General features: G+C 72.8%; 15 protein-coding genes and 1 tRNA gene. 6 read left to right on the top strand and 10 right to left on the bottom strand.

What is annotated here, in order from left to right; translation table 11 throughout:
• The first annotated feature begins 5 nt into the window (after positions 1-5).
• Positions 6-500 (top strand): FMN-binding protein, encoded by a 495-nt coding sequence (locus IPZ69_RS05910; RefSeq protein ID WP_235452912.1) that lies wholly within the window; start codon positions 6-8, stop codon positions 498-500.
• A gap of 23 nt (positions 501-523) precedes the next feature.
• Here IPZ69_RS05910 and IPZ69_RS05905 read toward each other — a convergent pair whose 3' ends face one another.
• The 3 genes from IPZ69_RS05905 to IPZ69_RS05895 form a co-directional block, all read right to left on the bottom strand.
• Positions 524-1,033 carry a DUF2231 domain-containing protein gene (locus tag IPZ69_RS05905; RefSeq protein ID WP_235452910.1) on the bottom strand — a complete coding sequence of 170 codons (510 nt, stop codon included), beginning with the start codon at positions 1,031-1,033 and terminating at the stop codon, positions 524-526.
• Positions 1,034-1,102: 69 nt separating this feature from the next.
• A complete protein-coding gene (locus IPZ69_RS05900; RefSeq protein WP_235452908.1) occupies positions 1,103-2,500 on the bottom strand; it encodes a GntP family permease in 1,398 nt (465 codons plus the stop codon).
• A 36-nt stretch (positions 2,501-2,536) separates the two neighbouring features.
• On the bottom strand, positions 2,537-3,055 hold the full coding sequence (locus IPZ69_RS05895; RefSeq protein ID WP_235452907.1) for a gluconokinase: 519 nt from the start codon (positions 3,053-3,055) through the stop codon (positions 2,537-2,539).
• 143 nt (positions 3,056-3,198) lie between these two features.
• Between IPZ69_RS05895 and IPZ69_RS05890 the strand changes: the two genes are divergently transcribed.
• Positions 3,199-3,900, top strand: coding sequence for a FadR/GntR family transcriptional regulator (locus tag IPZ69_RS05890; RefSeq protein WP_235452906.1), 702 nt, complete (start codon positions 3,199-3,201; stop codon positions 3,898-3,900).
• 6 nt (positions 3,901-3,906) lie between these two features.
• Here IPZ69_RS05890 and IPZ69_RS05885 read toward each other — a convergent pair whose 3' ends face one another.
• From IPZ69_RS05885 to IPZ69_RS05870, 4 genes are all read right to left on the bottom strand, one after another.
• The gene (locus IPZ69_RS05885) at positions 3,907-4,329 is read right to left on the bottom strand and encodes a YchJ family protein (protein ID WP_235452905.1); all 423 of its coding nucleotides are present in this window, start codon (positions 4,327-4,329) and stop codon (positions 3,907-3,909) included.
• A 28-nt stretch (positions 4,330-4,357) separates the two neighbouring features.
• Entirely contained in the window at positions 4,358-5,704 is a 1,347-nt protein-coding gene (locus IPZ69_RS05880; RefSeq protein ID WP_235452904.1) for a M1 family metallopeptidase, read from the bottom strand.
• A 77-nt stretch (positions 5,705-5,781) separates the two neighbouring features.
• Positions 5,782-9,642 carry a Pls/PosA family non-ribosomal peptide synthetase gene (locus IPZ69_RS05875; protein WP_235452902.1) on the bottom strand — a complete coding sequence of 1,287 codons (3,861 nt, stop codon included), beginning with the start codon at positions 9,640-9,642 and terminating at the stop codon, positions 5,782-5,784.
• Positions 9,643-9,996: 354 nt separating this feature from the next.
• Positions 9,997-10,084, bottom strand: a tRNA-Leu gene (locus tag IPZ69_RS05870).
• Positions 10,085-10,285: 201 nt separating this feature from the next.
• Here IPZ69_RS05870 and IPZ69_RS05865 point away from each other — a divergent pair.
• The 3 genes from IPZ69_RS05865 (at position 10,286) to IPZ69_RS47355 (ending at position 13,013) form a co-directional block, all read left to right on the top strand.
• On the top strand, positions 10,286-11,611 hold the full coding sequence (locus tag IPZ69_RS05865) for a M20/M25/M40 family metallo-hydrolase (protein WP_235452900.1): 1,326 nt from the start codon (positions 10,286-10,288) through the stop codon (positions 11,609-11,611).
• A gap of 138 nt (positions 11,612-11,749) precedes the next feature.
• Positions 11,750-11,983, top strand: a complete 234-nt coding sequence (gene chpH / locus IPZ69_RS05860; protein WP_235452898.1) for a chaplin ChpH — start codon at positions 11,750-11,752, stop codon at positions 11,981-11,983.
• 157 nt (positions 11,984-12,140) lie between these two features.
• Positions 12,141-13,013, top strand: coding sequence for a chaplin family protein (locus IPZ69_RS47355; RefSeq protein WP_235452896.1), 873 nt, complete (start codon positions 12,141-12,143; stop codon positions 13,011-13,013).
• Positions 13,014-13,079: 66 nt separating this feature from the next.
• On the opposite strand, the gene IPZ69_RS05850 is transcribed toward IPZ69_RS47355, so the two are convergent.
• Positions 13,080-13,268 carry a DUF5703 family protein gene (locus IPZ69_RS05850; protein WP_046732800.1) on the bottom strand — a complete coding sequence of 63 codons (189 nt, stop codon included), beginning with the start codon at positions 13,266-13,268 and terminating at the stop codon, positions 13,080-13,082.
• Between the two features lie 47 nt (positions 13,269-13,315).
• Between IPZ69_RS05850 and IPZ69_RS05845 the strand changes: the two genes are divergently transcribed.
• The gene (locus IPZ69_RS05845) at positions 13,316-14,029 is read left to right on the top strand and encodes a hypothetical protein (RefSeq protein ID WP_235452894.1); all 714 of its coding nucleotides are present in this window, start codon (positions 13,316-13,318) and stop codon (positions 14,027-14,029) included.
• Between the two features lie 73 nt (positions 14,030-14,102).
• On the opposite strand, the gene IPZ69_RS05840 is transcribed toward IPZ69_RS05845, so the two are convergent.
• A complete protein-coding gene (locus IPZ69_RS05840; protein WP_235452892.1) occupies positions 14,103-16,418 on the bottom strand; it encodes an ATP-dependent DNA helicase in 2,316 nt (771 codons plus the stop codon).
• Positions 16,415-17,398 (bottom strand): aldo/keto reductase, encoded by a 984-nt coding sequence (locus IPZ69_RS05835; RefSeq protein ID WP_235452889.1) that lies wholly within the window; start codon positions 17,396-17,398, stop codon positions 16,415-16,417. Before IPZ69_RS05835 ends, IPZ69_RS05840 begins: the two co-directional genes overlap by 4 nt.
• Between the last annotated feature and the right edge of the window lie 94 nt (positions 17,399-17,492).

Genomic DNA, 17,492 nt, shown 5'->3' with positions numbered 1-17,492 from the left:
CACGCATGCACCCGTTGAGGAAGAACCACGCGCTCCGCCGGACCGTACTGGCCGGTGCGGCCACGGTCTGCGGGATGGTGCTGCTGCTGTCCCTGAAGCCGCACACCGGTCCCACGCTCGCGACCGCGCAGACCACGTCCCCGTCCGTGTCCGGCAAGTCCCCTTCCGTGTCTGGTGGTTCGACTCCGTCCGGCGGTGCGAGCCGGTCGACGGGCTCCACCGGCCGCAGGTCCGTCACCGGCGACACGGTGCAGACCCGCTGGGGACCGGTGCGGGTGCGGGTGACGATCGCGGACGGCAGGCTCACGGACGTGACGGCCGTCGACTACCCGCGGGACAACCCGCGCGATCAGGAGATCAACGGCTACGCGCTGCCCGCACTGCGGCGCGAGGCACTGTCCGCGCAGAGCGCGGACATCGACGTGGTGTCGGGCGCTACGTACACCAGCACCGGCTACCGGCAGTCGCTCCAGTCCGCGCTGGACTCGGCGGGCCGCTGATCCGGCGCGGAGCCCGCGCCGGATCAGCGACTCTGTGCGCCCGTCGCCGTCTTCGAGTAGGCGTCGTGCCAGGCGGCCTTGGCCCCGGAGTCGCCGATCCGGTAGACGTCCACCACCGCGCCCGCCGCGACGGCCAGCGACAGCACGCCCACGGCGATCCGCCCGAGCAGGGCGAGCCGACGCGTGCCGCCGCCCTGCTCGGACTCTGCGGAAGCCCGCTTCGCCGCCCACCACACGAGCACGGCGAGGACGAAGAGGCCCAGGGCCCACGGCAGCAACCCGTCACCCAGCTCGGTGTGCCGCCGCACCAGGGCGTCGTCGTCCACGTGCCGCTCCAGCCACTCGCCCGCCTGCGTGGTCAACGGCACACTGGCCAGGGCGACCAGGGCCAGCAGCGGCAGCAGCGGACCGAGCCGCCGGGCGGCGCGGGGCCACAGCGCCGCCACCACCAGGGCCACTGCCGTGAGCGGTATCAGCACGACGACCACATGGACCAGCAGGACATGGGCGGGCAGGCCGTTGATCAGACTCATCGAGGCGCTCCTGAGGGTGATGGGGGGCGCCAGCCTGGCACGGCGACCTCTCAGCTTCCTCTGAGACCCCTAGATCACCAGGGACAACAGCAGGACCAGACCGCCGGCGACCACCGAGATGATCGTCTCCATGACGGACCAGGTCTTGACGGTCTGCCCGACGCTCAGCCCGAAGTACTCCTTCACCAGCCAGAATCCGGCGTCATTGACATGGCTGAAGAAGAGCGAGCCGGCGCCGATGGCCAGCACCAGCAGGGCGGTGTGGGTGGTCGACATGTCGGCGGCCAGCGGGGCCACGAGACCCGCGGCCGAGACGGTCGCCACCGTCGCCGAGCCCGTCGCCAGCCGGATCGCCACCGCGATCAGCCAGGCCAGCAGCAGGGCCGGGATCGACCAGTCCTTGGAGATGTCCAGGATCATCTGGCCGACACCGCAGTCGATCAGCGTCTGCTTGAAGCCGCCGCCCGCGCCGACGATCAGCAGGATGCCCGCGATGGGGACGAGACCCTTCTCGACCGTCCGCGAGATCCGCTCCTTGCTGAACCCGGCCGGCCGGCCCAGCGTGAACATGGCGACGATGACGGCGGTGAGCAGGGCGATCAGCGGTGAGCCGATGACGTCGAAGACGCGCTGCACCGTGTGGGTGGGGTCGTCGACCACGATGTCCACCAGCGCCTTGGACAGCATCAGGACGACCGGCAGCAGGATGGTGGCCAGGGTGACACCGAAGCGGGGGCGGCTCTCCAGCTCCTCGGAGGGCCGCTGGGGGAGCATGCGGTCGGGAACCGGGACGTCCACCCAGCGGGCCGCGACCTTCGAGAACAGCGGCCCGGCGACGATCACCGTGGGTATCGCGACGAGGACGCCGAGCGCGAGGGTGACGCCCAGGTTGGCGTGGACCGCGTCGATCGCGACCAGCGGGCCGGGGTGCGGGGGCACCAGGCCGTGCATCACGGACAGACCGGCCAGTGCCGGGATGCCGATGCGCATCACGGGGTAGTTGCCGCGCTTGGCGACCATCAGGACCACCGGGATCAGCAGCACGATGCCGACCTCGAAGAACAGCGGCAGGCCGATCAGGGAGGCGATCAGCACCATCGCCCACGGCATCGTGCGGCGGCTCGCCTTCGCGAGGATCGTGTCGACGATCTCGTCGGCGCCGCCGGAGTCGGCGAGCAGCTTGCCGAGGATCGCGCCCAGCGCGATGAGGACACCGACGCCGGCGACCGTGGTGCCGAGCCCGGTGGTGAAGCTGGTGATCGCCTTGTCGAGCGGCGCCCCGGCGAACGCGCCCAGCGCGAGCGAGCCGATGGTCAGCGCCAGGAAGGCGTGCAGTTTGAACTTGGTGATGAGCAGGACGATGACGGCGATGCCCGCCAGCACGGCGATGCCCAGCTGGGCATGACCGGCCGACGTGATCGGCTCGACGGCGTCCGCTGCCAGCATCTCGACGCTGAGTCTGGTCACGGGGTTCCCTTGGAGGTATGGGGACTTGGGGAGGGATTACTGCGGTGCGTCGGGAAGCGTGTCCAGTGCCTTGACCGCCCGTTCGGTGATCTCCTCGGGGCCGCCTGAGACGTCCACGGCGACTCCGGCCTCGTCCGGCTGGAGCGGCTGCAGCGTGGCGAACTGGGAGTCCAGCAGCGCGGCCGGCATGAAGTGACCGCGCCGGTGGGTCATCCGTCCCTCGATCAGCGTCCGGTCGCCCGTGAGGTGCACGAACACGATCCCGGGAGCCTCGGCCCTGAGCCGGTCGCGGTACGCCCGCTTCAGCGCGGAGCAGCTGACCACACCACCCAGCCCGCGCCGCCCGTGCGCCCAGGCGCCGATGGCGTCGAGCCACGGCCACCTGTCCGCGTCGTCGAGCGGGATCCCGGCCGACATCTTGTCGATGTTGGCCTGCGGGTGGAAGTCGTCGCCCTCGGCGTACGGGACGCCCAGCCGGGCGGCGAGCAGCGGACCGATCGTGGTCTTGCCCGTGCCCGAGACACCCATCACCGCGACGACGTGGGGGGTACGCATCACTGCCTCGCTGACTTCCTCGACATCTGACGTCGTCATCCGACGTCGGCCTCACTGAAACCCATTACGTACGACTAATTCAAGTGTGTGTGACGAATAAGTCTGACTTTTTGCTTGAGTGATCCACTCTGTACGCTGAGTGCATGAGCACACCGGGCCGAGGGCTGCACGGCCATGTACTGGATACCCTCGGCCCTGCGATCACCGCGGGCGAGTACCCGCCGGGCAGTGTCCTGCGCACGGACGAACTGGCCCAGCACTTCGAGGTGTCGCGCTCCGTCATGCGCGAGGCGGTCCGGGTCCTCGAATCCATGCACCTGGTCGAGTCCCGCCGCCGGGTGGGCGTCACGGTCCGTCCCAAGGCCGAGTGGAACGTCTACGACCCGCAGGTCATCCGCTGGCGGCTGGCGGGCACCGACCGCCCGCACCAGCTGCGCTCGCTGACAGTGCTGCGCTCGGCGGTCGAGCCGGCCGCGGCGGGCCTGGCCGCCCAGCACGCGACGGCCGAGCAGTGCGCCGAGCTCACCGAGTGCGCGCTCGGCATGGTGGCCAACTCACGCGGCCACAAGCTGCAGGAGTACCTCGTCCACGACATCGCCTTCCACCGGGTGATCCTCGCGGCCTCGGGCAACGAGATGTTCGCCCGGCTGGGCGACGTGGTCGCCGAGGTCCTCGCCGGCCGCACCCACCACGAGGTCATGTTCGAGGACCCCGACCCGGCCGCCGTCACCCTGCACGTCCAGGTCGCGGAGGCGGTGCGCGCGGGCGACGCTGCCCGCGCGCGGGAGCTGACCCGCGAGATCACGGTGGGCGCGCTCCAGGAACTGGACATCCTGGCGCCGTAGGGCGCCCTACTCGTCGGGGAACTCCCCGTCGACGTACACCCACGCCCCGCCGACCCGCTCGAACCGGCTCCGCTCGTGCAGCGAGCCGCCCCGGTAGGAGGCGCGGAAGGTCACGGTCCCCGTGGTGTGGAACGCCGACCCCTCACCGGTGTCGAGCACCTCGAGGCCGGTCCACCGCATCCCCGGATCGAGGTCGAGCCGGGCCGGCCGGGTGTCCGGATGCCACGTCCGCAGCAGATACGCCACGTCCCCCGTCACGAAGGCGCTGTACCGCGACCGCATCAGCGCCTCGGCGGTCGGCGCGGCGGCACCGCCCGAGTGGTAGCGGCCACAGCAGCCGTCGTACGGCTCGGGAAGACCGCAGGGACAGGAGGCGGCGGGCTTCGCCGGTCCGGCGGTACGGGCAGGGCGGGCAGTGCGTCGGGCCATGCCCCCATTGTGCCGGGAAGCCGGACTGCTAGGCCGCGCCCCCCGTCGCCGTCAGCGTCGGCAGCGGGGGCAGCTTCGCGCCGTACACCCAGGCCTCGAACAGCGCGTCCAGCGGCTCCTCCGCGAAGCGGGCGACGTGGGCGGTGAACGCCTGGGTCGTCACCACCCCGTTGCGGTGCAGCCGTACCCAGCTGCGCACCATCAGGAAGAACGCGTCGTCGCCCAGCGCGCAGCGCACCGCGTGCACGGCCAGCCCGCCGCGCTGGTAGAGGCGGTCGTCGAACATCAGCTTGCGGCCGGGGTCGGCCAGCCGCAGGTCCTGCGGCTGGGTGGACAGCAACTGGTGCGCGGCGGCGGCCAGCTGCTGGGCGCCGCGACCGCCCGAGCGCTCCGACCACAGCCACTCCGCGTACTTCGCGAAGCCCTCGTTCAGCCAGATGTGCCGCCAGTCGGCGATGGACACGCAGTTGCCGAACCACTGGTGCGCCAGCTCGTGCGCCACCAGCCGCTCCGAGCCCCGGGCCCCGTCCACATGGTTGGCGCCGAACAGCGACAACCCCTGTGCCTCGACGGGGACATCGAGCTCCTCCTCCGTCACCGCGACCGCGTACTCGTCGAACGGGTACGGCCCGAACAGCTCCTGGAACAGCTCCATCATCGCCGGCTGCCGCGCGAAGTCCCGGGAGAACTCCGGCAGCAGCTGCGCCGGGATGTGCCCGTGCTGCGGCACACCGCCCGGACCCGGGTCGCCCAGCAGCACCGTCTGATACTTGCCGATCGCCAGCCCCACCAAATAGCTGGACGTGGGCGCGGACTGCTCGTACACCCAGGTCGTCGTCGAGGCCTTCGTTGTCCGGGTCAGCAGGCGCCCGCCCGCGACCACGGCGTACGCGGACGGCGTGGTGACCGAGATCAGGTAGGACGCCTTGTCGGCGGGCCGGTCGTTGCACGGGTACCAGGACGGCGCCCCGATCGGCTGGCTCGCCACCAGCGCCCCGTCCTCCAGCTCCTCCCAGCCGAGCTCGCCCCAGGGGCTGGGCACCGGCCTCGGATTCCCGGACCAGTGCACCTCCACGGTGAAGGCGGCCCCGGCGCGGATCGGCTTCGCCGGGCGGACCCGCAGCCGGCCGCCACGGTGCGTGTAGTGCGGCTGCCGGCCGTCCACCCGGACCCGGCCGATCCTGAAGTCGGCCAGGTTGAGCTGGAATTCGGTGAGCGCCGCACGCCCCGCGATGGCGTTGATCCGGGCCGTGCCCGCCAGCCGGTTCGGGCCCGGACGGTAGTCCAGCGTGAGCTCGTACCGGTGCACCCGGTAGCGGGGATCGCCGTTGGCCGGGAAGTACGGGTCCTGCCCCACTGCTTGCTGAACTGCCACTGCCGCGTCTGCTCCCTGCGCTGTGCTGCCACTCCGTGCCGGTGCACCGCCCACCGTCACCGCCGGGTGGCCCGCGCTCAGGGCCGCCATGCCTCGATCGGGTTGCCGAGCCAGCGGGTGTCGTCCGGGACGGACTCCGCGGCCATGACGAGCGACGCGGGACCCAGGGTCGTACGGGCCCCGACCGTGCTGCCGGGCAGCACGATCCCGCCAGGGCCCAGCGTGGCACCCTCACGGAGAACCACAGTATCCGTCCGCAAGATCCGGTCGTGGAAGAGGTGTGTCTGCAGGACGCAGCCCCGGTTCACGCAGGCCCCGTCCTCCAGGGTCACCAGATCCGTCTCCGGCAGCCAGTAGCTCTCCACCCAGACGCCCTTGCCGACCCGCGCGCCGAGCCCGCGCAGCCACGCGGTCATCACCGGCGTCCCCGGCACGGAACCGGCCAGCCACGGCACCGCCAGCACCTCCACGAAGGTGTCCGCGAGCTCGTTGCGCCACACGAAGGAGCTCCACAGCGGGTGCTCCCCGGTACGGTGCCGCCCCACCAGCAGCCACTTCGCGAGCACCGACACGAGCGCCGCCCCGATGCCCGCGGCGAGCAGCACCAGCCCCGACAGCGGCCCGGCCCAGGGCCCCAGCGCGCACAGCGCAGCCACCGTCAGCACCACCAGCGCCGCCGAGCACATGACCGGCACGATCCGGCACAGCTCCACCAGCCCGCGCGCCCACAGCAGCCGGGCCGGCGGGTCGTAGGTACGGCTCTGGTCGCCGTCGCTCGCGCTGCGCGGCAGCTTCACCGGGGGCAGCCCCAGGTACGAGGTGCCCTTCTTCGCCTTCTTCGGCGTGGCCGACAGCACGCCGACCAGACCGCCGTCCGGCACGCTCCGGCCGGGCGCCGTCATCCCCGAGTTGCCGAGGAAGGCCCGCCGCCCGATCTCCGCGCGCCCGATCCGCATCCAGCCGCCACCGAGTTCGTACGGCGCGGTCAGCGTGTCGTCGGCCAGGAACGCGCCCTCGCCGACCGTGGTCAGGCTCGGCAGCGCCAGCACGGTCGACACCTCGGCGCCGCGCCCGATCCGCATCCCCAGCAGCCGCAGCCACACCGGCGTGACCAGGCCCGCGTACAGCGGGAACAGCGTCTCCCGGGAGCGGTCCATCAGCTGGGTGACGGTCCACGCCTGCCAGCCGATCCGGCTGTGCGTCGGATGCGTGCCCTCGCGCAGCCCCAGGCTGAGCAGCCGCACGGCGACCAGGATCTTCAGCGCGTACGCCACCCCGTAGGCGAGCGTGGCCGGGACGAGGGCCAGCGCGGCTCCCCACAGGGCCTCGGCGGGTCCGGCGCCGGGCGCCACGAACAGCCGGGCGACCAACAGCGCGGCCACCACCGCCGACACCGGCAGGGCATTGAGCGCGAGGCCCGTCACGCCGTACATCACCCGCCAGTACGTGCCCCGCTGCGGCCGCTCCTTGGGCCAGTTGCGCTTGGCCTTGCCGAGCTTGACCGCGGGCGCGCCCGCCCACCGCTGACCGGTGGGAATCTGCCCGGTGACCGCCGAACCCGGCGCCACCTCGGCCCGCTTGCCGACCCGCGCGCCCGGGAACAGCACGCTGCGCGTCCCGACGACGGCGTGCGCGCCGACCTTCACCGGACCGACCTCCAGCCGGTCGCCGTCCAGCCAGTACCCGGACAGGTCCACCTCGGACTCCACCGCGGCCCCGCGCCCCAGCCGGAGCATGCCGGTGACCGGCGGCAGCGAGTGCAGGTCGACGTCCTGCCCGATCCGGGCGCCCAGCGCCCGCCCGTACCGCTCCAGCCACGAGCCGGTCAGCGCGGTCGCCCCGGCGAACTCGGCCAGCCGCTCGGCGGTCCACAGCCGCAGATGCACGCCTCCGCCGCGTGGGTAGCGGCCGGGTTCCAGGCCGCGCAGCAGCAGCCGCGCCCCGCCCGCGGCGAGCACGATGCGTCCGGGCGGGCTGAAGAACAGCAGGGCAGCGGCAGCGAGCAGCCACCAGGGGGCGGTCGGCAGCCAGGAGTACGCGGGCAGCAGATTGCCGGCCGCGGCCACCACCACCCACCAGCGCAGCCCGAGCAGCGTGAACAGCGGCACGAGCAGGAGGAGCTGGACGAACTGCGCGCGGACCGGGACCGGGGCGACCGTGCGCCGCGCCCCGTCGTCCTGCGCCGAGGCCTCCAGCCGCCGGGCCAGCTTGCGCAGCGTGGGCTGCTGGTAGATGTCGAGGACGGCCGCGCTGGGGTAGCGGGTGCGCAGCCGGGTGGTGAGCTGGGCGGCGGCCAGGCTGCCGCCGCCGATCGCGAAGAAGTCGTCACCGGCGCCGGTGACCGGGATGCCCAGCACCTCGGTCCACTGCTCGGCGAGCCAGGCCTCGGTGCCGTACAGGTCGGCCTTCGGGGCCTGGACGCCCTCCAGCGGCCAGGGCAGGGCGTTGCGGTCGACCTTGCCCGAGGTACGGGTCGGCAGCTCCTCGACCGGCGCCAGCAGCGGCACGAGCGCGGCGGGCAGCGCGGCGCGCAGCTTCTCGACGGCGGCCGCCTGGTCCCAGCCGTCCTGGGTGACGACATAGCCGACGAGGAGCTGGTTGCCGCTGCGGGCGGTGCGCACGGCGGCCGCCGCCCCGGCGACACCGGGCAGCGCCTGCAGCGCGGCATCGACCTCACCGAGCTCGATCCGCCGCCCGCCGAGCTTGATCTGCTCGTCGGCCCGCCCGAGGAAGATCAGCCCCTCGGGGTCGGCCTTGACCAGGTCGCCGCTGCGGTAGGCCCGCTCCCAGCCGAGGGATTCCAGCGGTGCGTACTTCTCCGCGTCCTTCTCGGCGTCGAGATACCGGGCGAGCCCGACCCCGCCGATCACCAGCTGCCCGCTGCCGCCCAGGGGCACGGGCTGTCCGGCCTCGTCGACGACGGCGAGCTCCCACCCGTCGAGGGGCAGCCCGATGCGCACCGGCTCCTCGCCGGTCAGCAGGGAGGCGCAGGCGACGACGGTCGCCTCGGTGGGCCCGTAGGTGTTCCACACCTCGCGCCCCTCGGTGACCAGCCGCTGCACGAGCTCGGGCGGGCAGGCCTCACCGCCGAAGATCAGCAGCCGTACGTCGTTGAGGGCCTCGGGCTCCCAGAGCGCGGCCAGCGTCGGCACGGTCGACACGACCGTGATCTCCTGCTCGACCAGCCAGGGCCCGAGATCGGCACCGCTCCTGACCTGCGACCGGGGCACGGGCACCAGACAGGCGCCGTACCGCCAGGCCAGCCACATCTCCTCGCAGGACGCGTCGAAGGCCACGGACAGCCCCGCCATGACCCGGTCGCCGGGCCCGATCGGCTCCTCCGCGAGGAACAGGGCGGCCTCGGCGTCCACGAAGGCGGCGGCGCTGCGATGCGTCACGGCGACGCCCTTGGGCTTCCCGGTGGACCCGGAGGTGAAGATGATCCAGGCGTCGTGCCCGGTGCCGGGCCGCCCGGCCGGGGAGCCGGGGCCGTCGTGCACGGTGACGCCGTGCCCGGCGCCGATGACCGCCCGTACGCCCGCCTCCCCGAAGACCAGCTCGGCCCGCTCGTCCGGGTCCTCGGCGTCGACGGGGACATAGGCGGCGCCGACGGCGAGGACGCCCAGGATGGCGACGTACAGCTCATTGGTCCCCGAGGGGACCCGCACCCCCACCCGGTCCCCGAGCCCGACACCGGCCTCGGCGAGCCGCCGCCGCAGCCGCTCCACCTCCACGGCCAGCGCGCGGTACGTCAGGCGCGCGGTGCCGTCGTCGAGCGCGAGTTCGTCCGGGTACGAGCGCACGGACGCGTCGAACACGTCGACCAGCGTGCGCGGCGAGGCGGCCGTGCCCGCGGTGAAACGTGCGGTGTCAGCGAACTGCTCGCGGAGCTCCGCGTCGAGCAGCCCGAGATCACTGCCCTCCTGTGTGGCTGCCATCCGGTCCCTCGAGTCTCGAACCCGGAGGCCTCCGGGGCGCTGGCGGGCCCGCAGGTCTGCCTGGGGTTGTCCGGCTCCAGCTTCATAACAAGCCGGAAATATTAGTACGACGCTAGGCTCCGCTCCGTCGTCCGGCCACTCGGGGCGGCTGACCGGGGCACATCGCGACCCTGAGTGCACAGCGATGACCTGGGGGTCTGCGGGCAGTACGAGAGATGCCCCACAACTGGCCCCTCGGCGGGCACACCGGGCGCCGAACTCGCCCCGAGGGCCGCTCAGTTGGCCCGCCGCGGAGGCGAACTCCCGGTGCGGAGCGGGAAAAGGTGAAGGCCCCTGATCAACAGGGGCCCTCCGTGGTGTCCGAGGGGGGACTTGAACCCCCACGCCCGATAAAGGGCACTAGCACCTCAAGCTAGCGCGTCTGCCATTCCGCCACCCGGACAAGGTGTCTGTCGTGCGGGGTTTCCCCCGCAGCGACGAAGGAAACATTACCAGGCTTTCGGGGGTGGCTGATCACACCCTGTTCCCGTCCCCGGGCCGGTCGTGAACGGCTTGTGACGGGCCGGGTCCGGTCTTGGGAGCGGAGTGGGCGGAGGGGGAGGATGAGGGGGACCGACCAGCAGCGACAGTGGGAGGAAGCAGCGTGAGCGAGAAGGACACGGCCAAGGGCGTCACGGGCCAGGACGAGGTCGTGGACCTCTGTCGCGAGCTGATCCGGATCGACACCAGCAACTACGGGGACCACTCGGGCCCGGGCGAGCGCAAGGCCGCGGAGTACGTCGCGGAGAAGCTCGCCGAGGTCGGGCTGGAGCCCAGGATCTTCGAGTCGCACCCGGGGCGCGCCTCGACCGTGGCCCGCATCGAGGGCGAGGACCCGTCGCGGCCCGCGCTGCTGATCCACGGCCACCTGGACGTCGTACCGGCCAACGCCGACGACTGGACCCACGACCCCTTCTCCGGCGAGGTCACGGACGGGTGCGTGTGGGGGCGCGGGGCCGTCGACATGAAGGACATGGACGCGATGACGCTGGCCGTCGTGCGCGACCGGCTGCGCAGCGGGCGGCGGCCGCCGCGGGACATCGTGCTGGCCTTCCTCGCCGACGAGGAGGCGGGCGGCACGTACGGCGCCCGCTGGCTCGTCGACCGTCACCCCGAGCTGTTCGAGGGGGTCACCGAGGCCATCAGCGAGGTCGGCGGATTCTCGTTCACGGTGAACGAGCAGCGGCGGCTCTATCTGATCCAGACGGCCGAGAAGGGCATGCACTGGATGAAGCTGACCGTGGCCGGCACGGCCGGACACGGTTCGATGATCCACCGGGACAACGCGATCACCGAGCTGTCGGAGGCCGTCGCCCGCGTGGGCCGGCACAAGTTCCCGGTACGCGTCACCAAGACCACCCGGGCCTTCCTCGACGAGCTGGGCGACGCGCTCGGCACCGAGCTCGACCCGGAGGACATGGAGTCGACCCTCGCCAAGCTCGGCGGCATCGCCAAGCTCATCGGCGCGAGCCTGCGCAACACGGCCAATCCCACGCAGCTGAACGCCGGCTACAAGGTCAACGTCATCCCGGGCGAGGCCACCGCCAACATCGACGGCCGGTTCCTGCCCGGCTTCGAGGAGGAGTTCCTCGCCGACCTCGACCGGATCCTCGGCCCGAAGGTGCGGCGCGAGGACGTGCACTCCGACAAGGCCGTGGAGACCACCTTCGACGGGGCGATCGTCGAGGCCATGCAGTCCGCGCTCCTCGCCGAGGACCCGGCCGCCAAGGCGATCCCCTTCATGCTCTCCGCCGGCACCGACGCCAAGTCCTTCGACGACCTGGGCATCCGCGGCTTCGGCTTCGTGCCCCTCAAGCTGCCGCCGGAGCTGGACTTCGCGGGCATGTTCCACGGCGTCGACGAGCGGGTGCCGGTGGACGGGCTCCAGTTCGGTGTGCGGGTGCTCGACCGGTTCATCGACGCTTCCTGACACCGGAAATTCGGCCGCGCGTACGGACCGGACTGAAAAGAGTGAATGCGACCATAAGCTCGTAGCTCGATTAGTCCCTCCTCGTTACAGGTGATGCGATCAGCGACACGGGATCGCTTTTGCCAACGAGGAGGAATAATGCTCAAGAAGGTCGTCGCTGCTGCGGCTGCCACTGGTGGTCTGGTTCTCGCGGGCGCGGGCCTGGCCGTCGCCGACTCGGGTGCTCAGGGTGCCGCCGTGCACTCCCCGGGTGTCCTTTCCGGCAACGTCGTTCAGGTGCCCGTGCACGTCCCGGTGAACGTCTGCGGCAACACGATCTCGGTGATCGGGCTGCTGAACCCCGCCTTCGGCAACACCTGCGTCAACCAGTGACGCCGACTCCCTGAGGGGCGTCTTTCCGTCGGCCCCGGAGCGCGCGCCACGCGCTCCGGGGCCGACCGGTCTTTTCAGGAGCGGCGCACAGCGCAATTCCGCTGCAGGAATGCTGCAGAAATACGGAGCAGAATCGAAGGCAGGGGGGAAATCACCAATGCGACAGGGCACCCGCAAGGGACTCATGACCGTCGCCGCAGCCACCGGCGTGATCGCCGCGGCAGGCGGCTACGCGCACGCCGACTCGGGCGCGAGCGGCTCCGCCGCGCACTCGCCCGGCGTGCTGTCCGGCAACACCGTGCAGGCGCCGGTGCACGTGCCGGTCAACGTGTGCGGCAACACCGTGAACGTGGTCGGCGCCCTCAACCCGTCCATGGGCAACAAGTGCGCCAACGACAGTGGCGGCAGCTCCTCGGGCGGCTACGGCGACTCCGGCGGGCACGGCGGCTCGCACGCGGGCGGGCACACCGGCGGGTCGCCGGGTGTGGGGTCGGGCAACACCGTCCAGGTACCGATCGACGTGCCGGTCAACGTGTGCGGCAACAGCGTCAACGTGGTGGGCGTCGGCAACGCGGCCGTCGGGAACCACTGCGCGAACGGGAGCGGATCCGGGGGCGGTGACCACAGCCTGCCGCCGGGCGGGGGGCACGGGACGCCTCCGGGGGGCGGTCACGGAACGCCGCCTCCGGGAACGCCGGGCAACCCCGGGACACCGGGCCACCCCGGTCAGCCGGGCAACCCCGGGACGCCCGGACACCCGGGGCAGCCGGGTACGCCTGGACACCCGGGCCAGCCGGGTACTCCGGGTCACCCCGGTACGCCGGCCACCCCGCCCGCCGCGGGCGGTCACCAGCCCGGGGCCGGCGGTACCACGCACGTCGTCCAGCAGGGCACGCACTCCGGGCAGCCGGGCCTCGCGCAACTCGCCCACACCGGCAGCGACCTGCCGCTCGGCATCGTCCTGCCGGTCGGCGCGGGAGCGCTGCTCGCGGGCGCCGTGCTGTACCGCAAGGCGCGGGCCGCGGCATAACGCGCCCGCACGCAGGACGGAGCGGGTCCCGACGCCGCGGGGCCCGCTCCGATCATGTGCTCCGCCTCACCAGGTGGCGCGTACCTGGCGGATGATCCGCCGGCGCAGCCGCACCCTGCGGCTGCCGTCGCGCATGAGGCTCAGTCGGTCCAACTCCCAATGTCCGTACTCGGCATGGTCCGTCAGCAGACGCGTCGCCTCCTTGCGGGACACCCCGCGCGGTACGTACACGTCGACAAATTCGTATTCCGGCATCGCATCTATTGTGCGGGCTGGGGCCCGGTACGGATAGCGTCTGCACTATGTCTGATGCTGCGCAGCCCACCGCTGCCGAGGTACGCGCCGCCGCCGAAGCGGTCAAGACCGCGCTCGACCGTCACCTGGCGGCGGTCGAACGCAGGTCGGGGGAGGACGACCCGGCCGTCTACGAGGCGTTCAACCAGCTGGCCGCGGCCGCCGAGGCGTACGACGAGCTGCTCTACGACCGCTACGACGAGGTCACGCCCTTCGAGATCCCGGGCACGGAGGACGCGCTGCCGCCGTACACAGGCCCCGAGGAACCCCACGCGATCAGTGTGCTGATCCGTCGCGACTATGCCGTGGCGGAACCTCAGCGGCTGCTGGCGCAGGCCCAGCGGGTCGAGGCGGTTGAGTACGGGGAGGGCTCGGGCGCGGAGGCCGCCGGCACGGTGCACGGGGCGCTGGGGATCCTGTTCGGGGAGTTCGAGCCGGACGAGATCGCCTCCCGGCACAAGGAGTTCGGCCTGGAGGAGGCCGACTCCACACTGTGGGTGACCGCCGCGGACGAGCCGGCCGATCCCGGGGAGTGGCTGGAAGCGCCGTTCGAGCAGGTCGATCCGCAGTGGGTGGTGTGCCGGTTCGACGTCAGCGCGGTCTTCGACGACGAGGTCGACGACGGGATCGACGACGAGTTGGACGAAGAGGCCGGGGTGCTGGAGGACGACCTCGATCTGGACGGCGACGAGGAACTGGAGCCGTTGGACGCGGATCGCTGACCGCCGGAATCCGCCGCCGTGGTCGCTTGCAGAGGCGGCGGATCCGGAAGGCCGGCTGATCCGAGCGCGCGGATCAGCCGGACGCGGGGACCTGGGTTCGTAGAAGCGCCGGGAGGCGGGTCGTGCGGGGCTTGGGCGGCGTTTCGGTGACCGCTCTCGCCAGGGCCTGCTCGACGCCGTGGACCACGGAGAGGTGCCGGTCCGCCCGGCTGAAGGCCGTGTAGACCCAGGGCCGGCTGAGGGACTGCGCGACGTCACCGGGCAGGACCACGACCACCGCCGGCCACCGGCCGCCCGCCGCCTGGTGCGCGGTCAGCGCCCACCCGTGCCGCACGGACTGCTCCACCCGCTCCCTCGGTACGACGACGGGGGCGCCCGAGCACGACAGGTGCAGCCCCTCGGCGTCGGCCTTCACGACCTGGCCCGCGAGCGTGCGCCCCGGCGCGGGGGAGTAGGCGATCCGGTCACCCGGGTCGAAGCCCCCGAAGCGGCCCGGACCGGGGTTGAGCCGCTCCTTGAGCGCGGCGTTGAGCGCGCGGGTGCCCGCCGCCCCGCCGTGCCCCGGAGTGATCACCACCGTCTGCTCGGCCGGGACGCCGATCGCCCGCGGCACCGAGTCCGCGACCAGCTGCACCGTCCGGTGCACGGCGTCGCCCGCGTCCCGCACCGGCACGATGACGAGTTCCTTGCCGGGCGCGTCGACCTGGTTCAGCTCGCCGACGCCGATGCCCGAGACCAGCTCACCGAGGGGGCCGGGGTCGGGCACCCGCGAGGCGATCTGCGGGCACGTCCGCGCCGCGAGCAGATCCGCGAACACCCGCCCGGGCCCGACCGACCAGAGCACGGCCGGGTCTCCGGCCAGCACCAGCCGCGCGCCGTCCGGCAGCGACTCGACGAGCAGCGCCGCCGTCTCGACGTCCAGCTGGGGTGCGTCGAGCACGATGAGCAGGTCGAGATCGAACGCGCCGTCCGCGTCGCGGCCGGGGCCCTCGGCGCCGGACAACAGGCCCGCGACGGTGGCGGTCCCGCCCACCGGCCGCTCGGACGGGGCGTCCGCCGTGCCGAAACCGGCGAGCAGGGTCGCGAAGCGGTCCCGGCCGTCGGCCGTGTGCGCGGCGGCCCAGGCGCGCAGCCCCAGACCGGGCACCTCGGACAGCAGGCGCGCCGGGTCGGCCAGGGACGCGTACCCGCCGGTGTGCAGCACCAGCCCGTGCCCCGCGACCGCGCCGATCAACTCGCCGGCGGAGCCCCGGGCCCCGGCGGCGGCCCGCTCCCAGGCCTCGGCCGGGCCGTCCTCCTTCGGCACCGAGTTGGCCAGGCGGGCCAGTCCGTCGGCGAGGCTCTCCTCGGCGAGCGCGTACCGCTCCAGACCGACGAGGACGCGGACCGGCCGCTCCTCCTCGCCCTCCTCGCCCGACTCACTGTCTTCCTCCCCTTGCCGGGGCTGTCGCGCCGGGGCACCCGGCTCCTCCAGGGCGTCCTGGAAGACCAGGGCCTCGCCCTCCGCGAGCGTGCTCTGCACGGCGGCGTCCGGATCCGGGACGCCGCCCTTGGCCAGTGCGGCGACGAGCGCGGGCAGTTCCAGCGAGGTGTGCCCGGCCAGGGCCGCCTGTTCCAGCAGCCAGACGGTGACGGCGCGGGCGCGCCGCTCGTCGTCCGGGCGGCACTCCGCGCCGAGCAGCGCCCGCGCGAAGCCGTCCGCCCGGTCCGGCCGGATGCCGGCGACCCGCAGCAACTGCCAGGGGTCCTCCCGCAACAGGGCGTCCGCGCCCTCGCCGAGGGCCGCCGCGACCTGGGGCGCGAGCGTCTCGGGCGCGCCGCCGTCGGTCAGGACGCGGCGCACGGCGTCGACCGACTCCGCCGCCGGGGCGGCGGGCACGGCGGTCTCGGCGACCGCCTGCGTGAGGGGCTGCGGACGGGGCGCGGACTCGGGCGCCGGGCGGCGCGGCGCAGGCTCCCGCTCCTCGAAGACCGTGGCCGCGGGCTTCTCGCCGCTCTCCACCGCCCGTACCGCCGCGAGCAGATCGGCCGCCTTGCCGCTCAGCTTGGTGCCCGCGGCGACCGGCCCCTTCCGCTCGGCCTTCCGCCGCTCGATCCGCTCCCGCTCGACCCGCTGCGCCGCGAGTTCGGCCTGCGCCTCGGACACCTTGGCATCGGTTCCGGCCTCGGCGTCGCCCGACCGCGCCCCCGCGTCGGTGCCGCCGTCATCGCCGTCGGCCTCGGCATCGGCCTCGACATCCGCAACGCCGTCGGCAGTCGGATCGACCGCCTCCGCCGCTGCGGTCCCGCCGGCCTCCCCGGTCGGCGTGCCTTCGGCGGTCGTGGCGCCGTCCGCGGTGTCCGGGGTCCCCGGCCCGGTTTCCTCCGTGGTCTCCGGCTCCGTGCTCACAGCGTGCTCCAGTCGTGATCGGGATAGCGGTGCACGGGCGCCGACACATCGTCGAGCGCCCGGCAGATCTCGTCAGGAAGACTAAGCGCCTCCACTGACAATGCCGCCGTGAGCTGCTGCGCCGTGCGCGCGCCGACGATCGGGGCGGCCACGCCGGGCCGGTCGCGGACCCAGGCGAGGGCGACCTGGAGCGGGGTCACGGCGAGCCCGTCGGCAGCAGTCGTCAGCGCGTCGACGATCCGGCTCGCCGTGTCGTCGAGGTACGGCGCGACGAACGGCGCCAGGTGTTCCGAGGCGCCCCGCGAGTCGGGCGGGGTGGAGTGACGGTACTTGGCCGTCAGGACGCCACGGCCGAGCGGGGAGGAGGGGAGCAGGCCGACGCCCAGGTCCAGGGCGGCGGGCAGCACCTCGCGTTCCACGCCGCGCTGGAGCAGCGAGTACTCCATCTGCGTGCTCGCCAGCCGGGTGCGCGCGCCCGGCTGCGCGAGCTGCCAGGTCGCGGCCTTGGCCAACTGCCAGCCGCAGAAGTTGGAGACGCCGACATACCGGGCACGGCCGCTGCTCACTGCCAGGTCGAGGGCCTGGAGGGTCTCCTCCAGCGGGGTGTCCGGGTCGTAGGCGTGCACGTGCCAGACGTCGACGTAGTCCGTACCGAGGCGGGCGAGCGAGGCGTCCAGCGCGGAGAGCAGATGGCCGCGCGAGCCGTCGAAGCGCCGGTCGGGATCCGGGACGCTGCCGGCCTTGGTCGACAGGACCAGGTCGCGGCGCGGCACCAGGCCGTCTATCAGCCGTCCGAGCAGATACTCGGACTCCCCGTCGCCGTACACGTCCGCGGTGTCGACGAGGGTTCCGCCGGCCTCCCAGAACGCCTTCAGCATGTCCGCGGCGTCGTGCTCGTCGGTGTCCCGGCCCCAGGTCAGGGTGCCGAGTCCGATCCGGGACACGCGCAGGCCGGTACGGCCGAGATGCCTCTGCTCCATGAACGCCGAGATTACTGGCCAGAACTGTTGGATTGGGTTGCCTGTGGACAACCGATTTCCCCAGGACCACGGGAGTTCGGCACGGCCACGGACG

The organism is Streptomyces olivochromogenes, from assembly GCF_021538895.1.
GTDB classification, from domain to species: domain Bacteria; phylum Actinomycetota; class Actinomycetes; order Streptomycetales; family Streptomycetaceae; genus Streptomyces; species Streptomyces olivochromogenes_A.
The sequence above is the reverse complement of the archived record's forward strand: the minus strand, read 5'-3'. Positions and strand labels throughout refer to the sequence as shown.

Excerpts from the sequence above, each read along its gene's own strand:
- IPZ69_RS05905 (WP_235452910.1), bottom strand. The coding sequence starts at position 1,033 with ATGAGTCTGATCAACGGCCTGCCCGCCCATGTCCTGCTGGTCCATGTG.
- IPZ69_RS05875 (WP_235452902.1), bottom strand. The coding sequence starts at position 9,642 with ATGGCAGCCACACAGGAGGGCAGTGATCTCGGGCTGCTCGACGCGGAG.
- IPZ69_RS05835 (WP_235452889.1), bottom strand. The coding sequence starts at position 17,398 with ATGGAGCAGAGGCATCTCGGCCGTACCGGCCTGCGCGTGTCCCGGATC.
- chpH (WP_235452898.1), top strand. The coding sequence starts at position 11,750 with ATGCTCAAGAAGGTCGTCGCTGCTGCGGCTGCCACTGGTGGTCTGGTT.
- IPZ69_RS47355 (WP_235452896.1), top strand. The coding sequence starts at position 12,141 with ATGCGACAGGGCACCCGCAAGGGACTCATGACCGTCGCCGCAGCCACC.
- IPZ69_RS05845 (WP_235452894.1), top strand. The coding sequence starts at position 13,316 with ATGTCTGATGCTGCGCAGCCCACCGCTGCCGAGGTACGCGCCGCCGCC.
- IPZ69_RS05910 (WP_235452912.1), top strand. The coding sequence starts at position 6 with ATGCACCCGTTGAGGAAGAACCACGCGCTCCGCCGGACCGTACTGGCC.
- IPZ69_RS05850 (WP_046732800.1), bottom strand. The coding sequence starts at position 13,268 with ATGCCGGAATACGAATTTGTCGACGTGTACGTACCGCGCGGGGTGTCC.
- IPZ69_RS05885 (WP_235452905.1), bottom strand. The coding sequence starts at position 4,329 with ATGGCCCGACGCACTGCCCGCCCTGCCCGTACCGCCGGACCGGCGAAG.
- IPZ69_RS05890 (WP_235452906.1), top strand. The coding sequence starts at position 3,199 with ATGAGCACACCGGGCCGAGGGCTGCACGGCCATGTACTGGATACCCTC.
- IPZ69_RS05895 (WP_235452907.1), bottom strand. The coding sequence starts at position 3,055 with ATGCGTACCCCCCACGTCGTCGCGGTGATGGGTGTCTCGGGCACGGGC.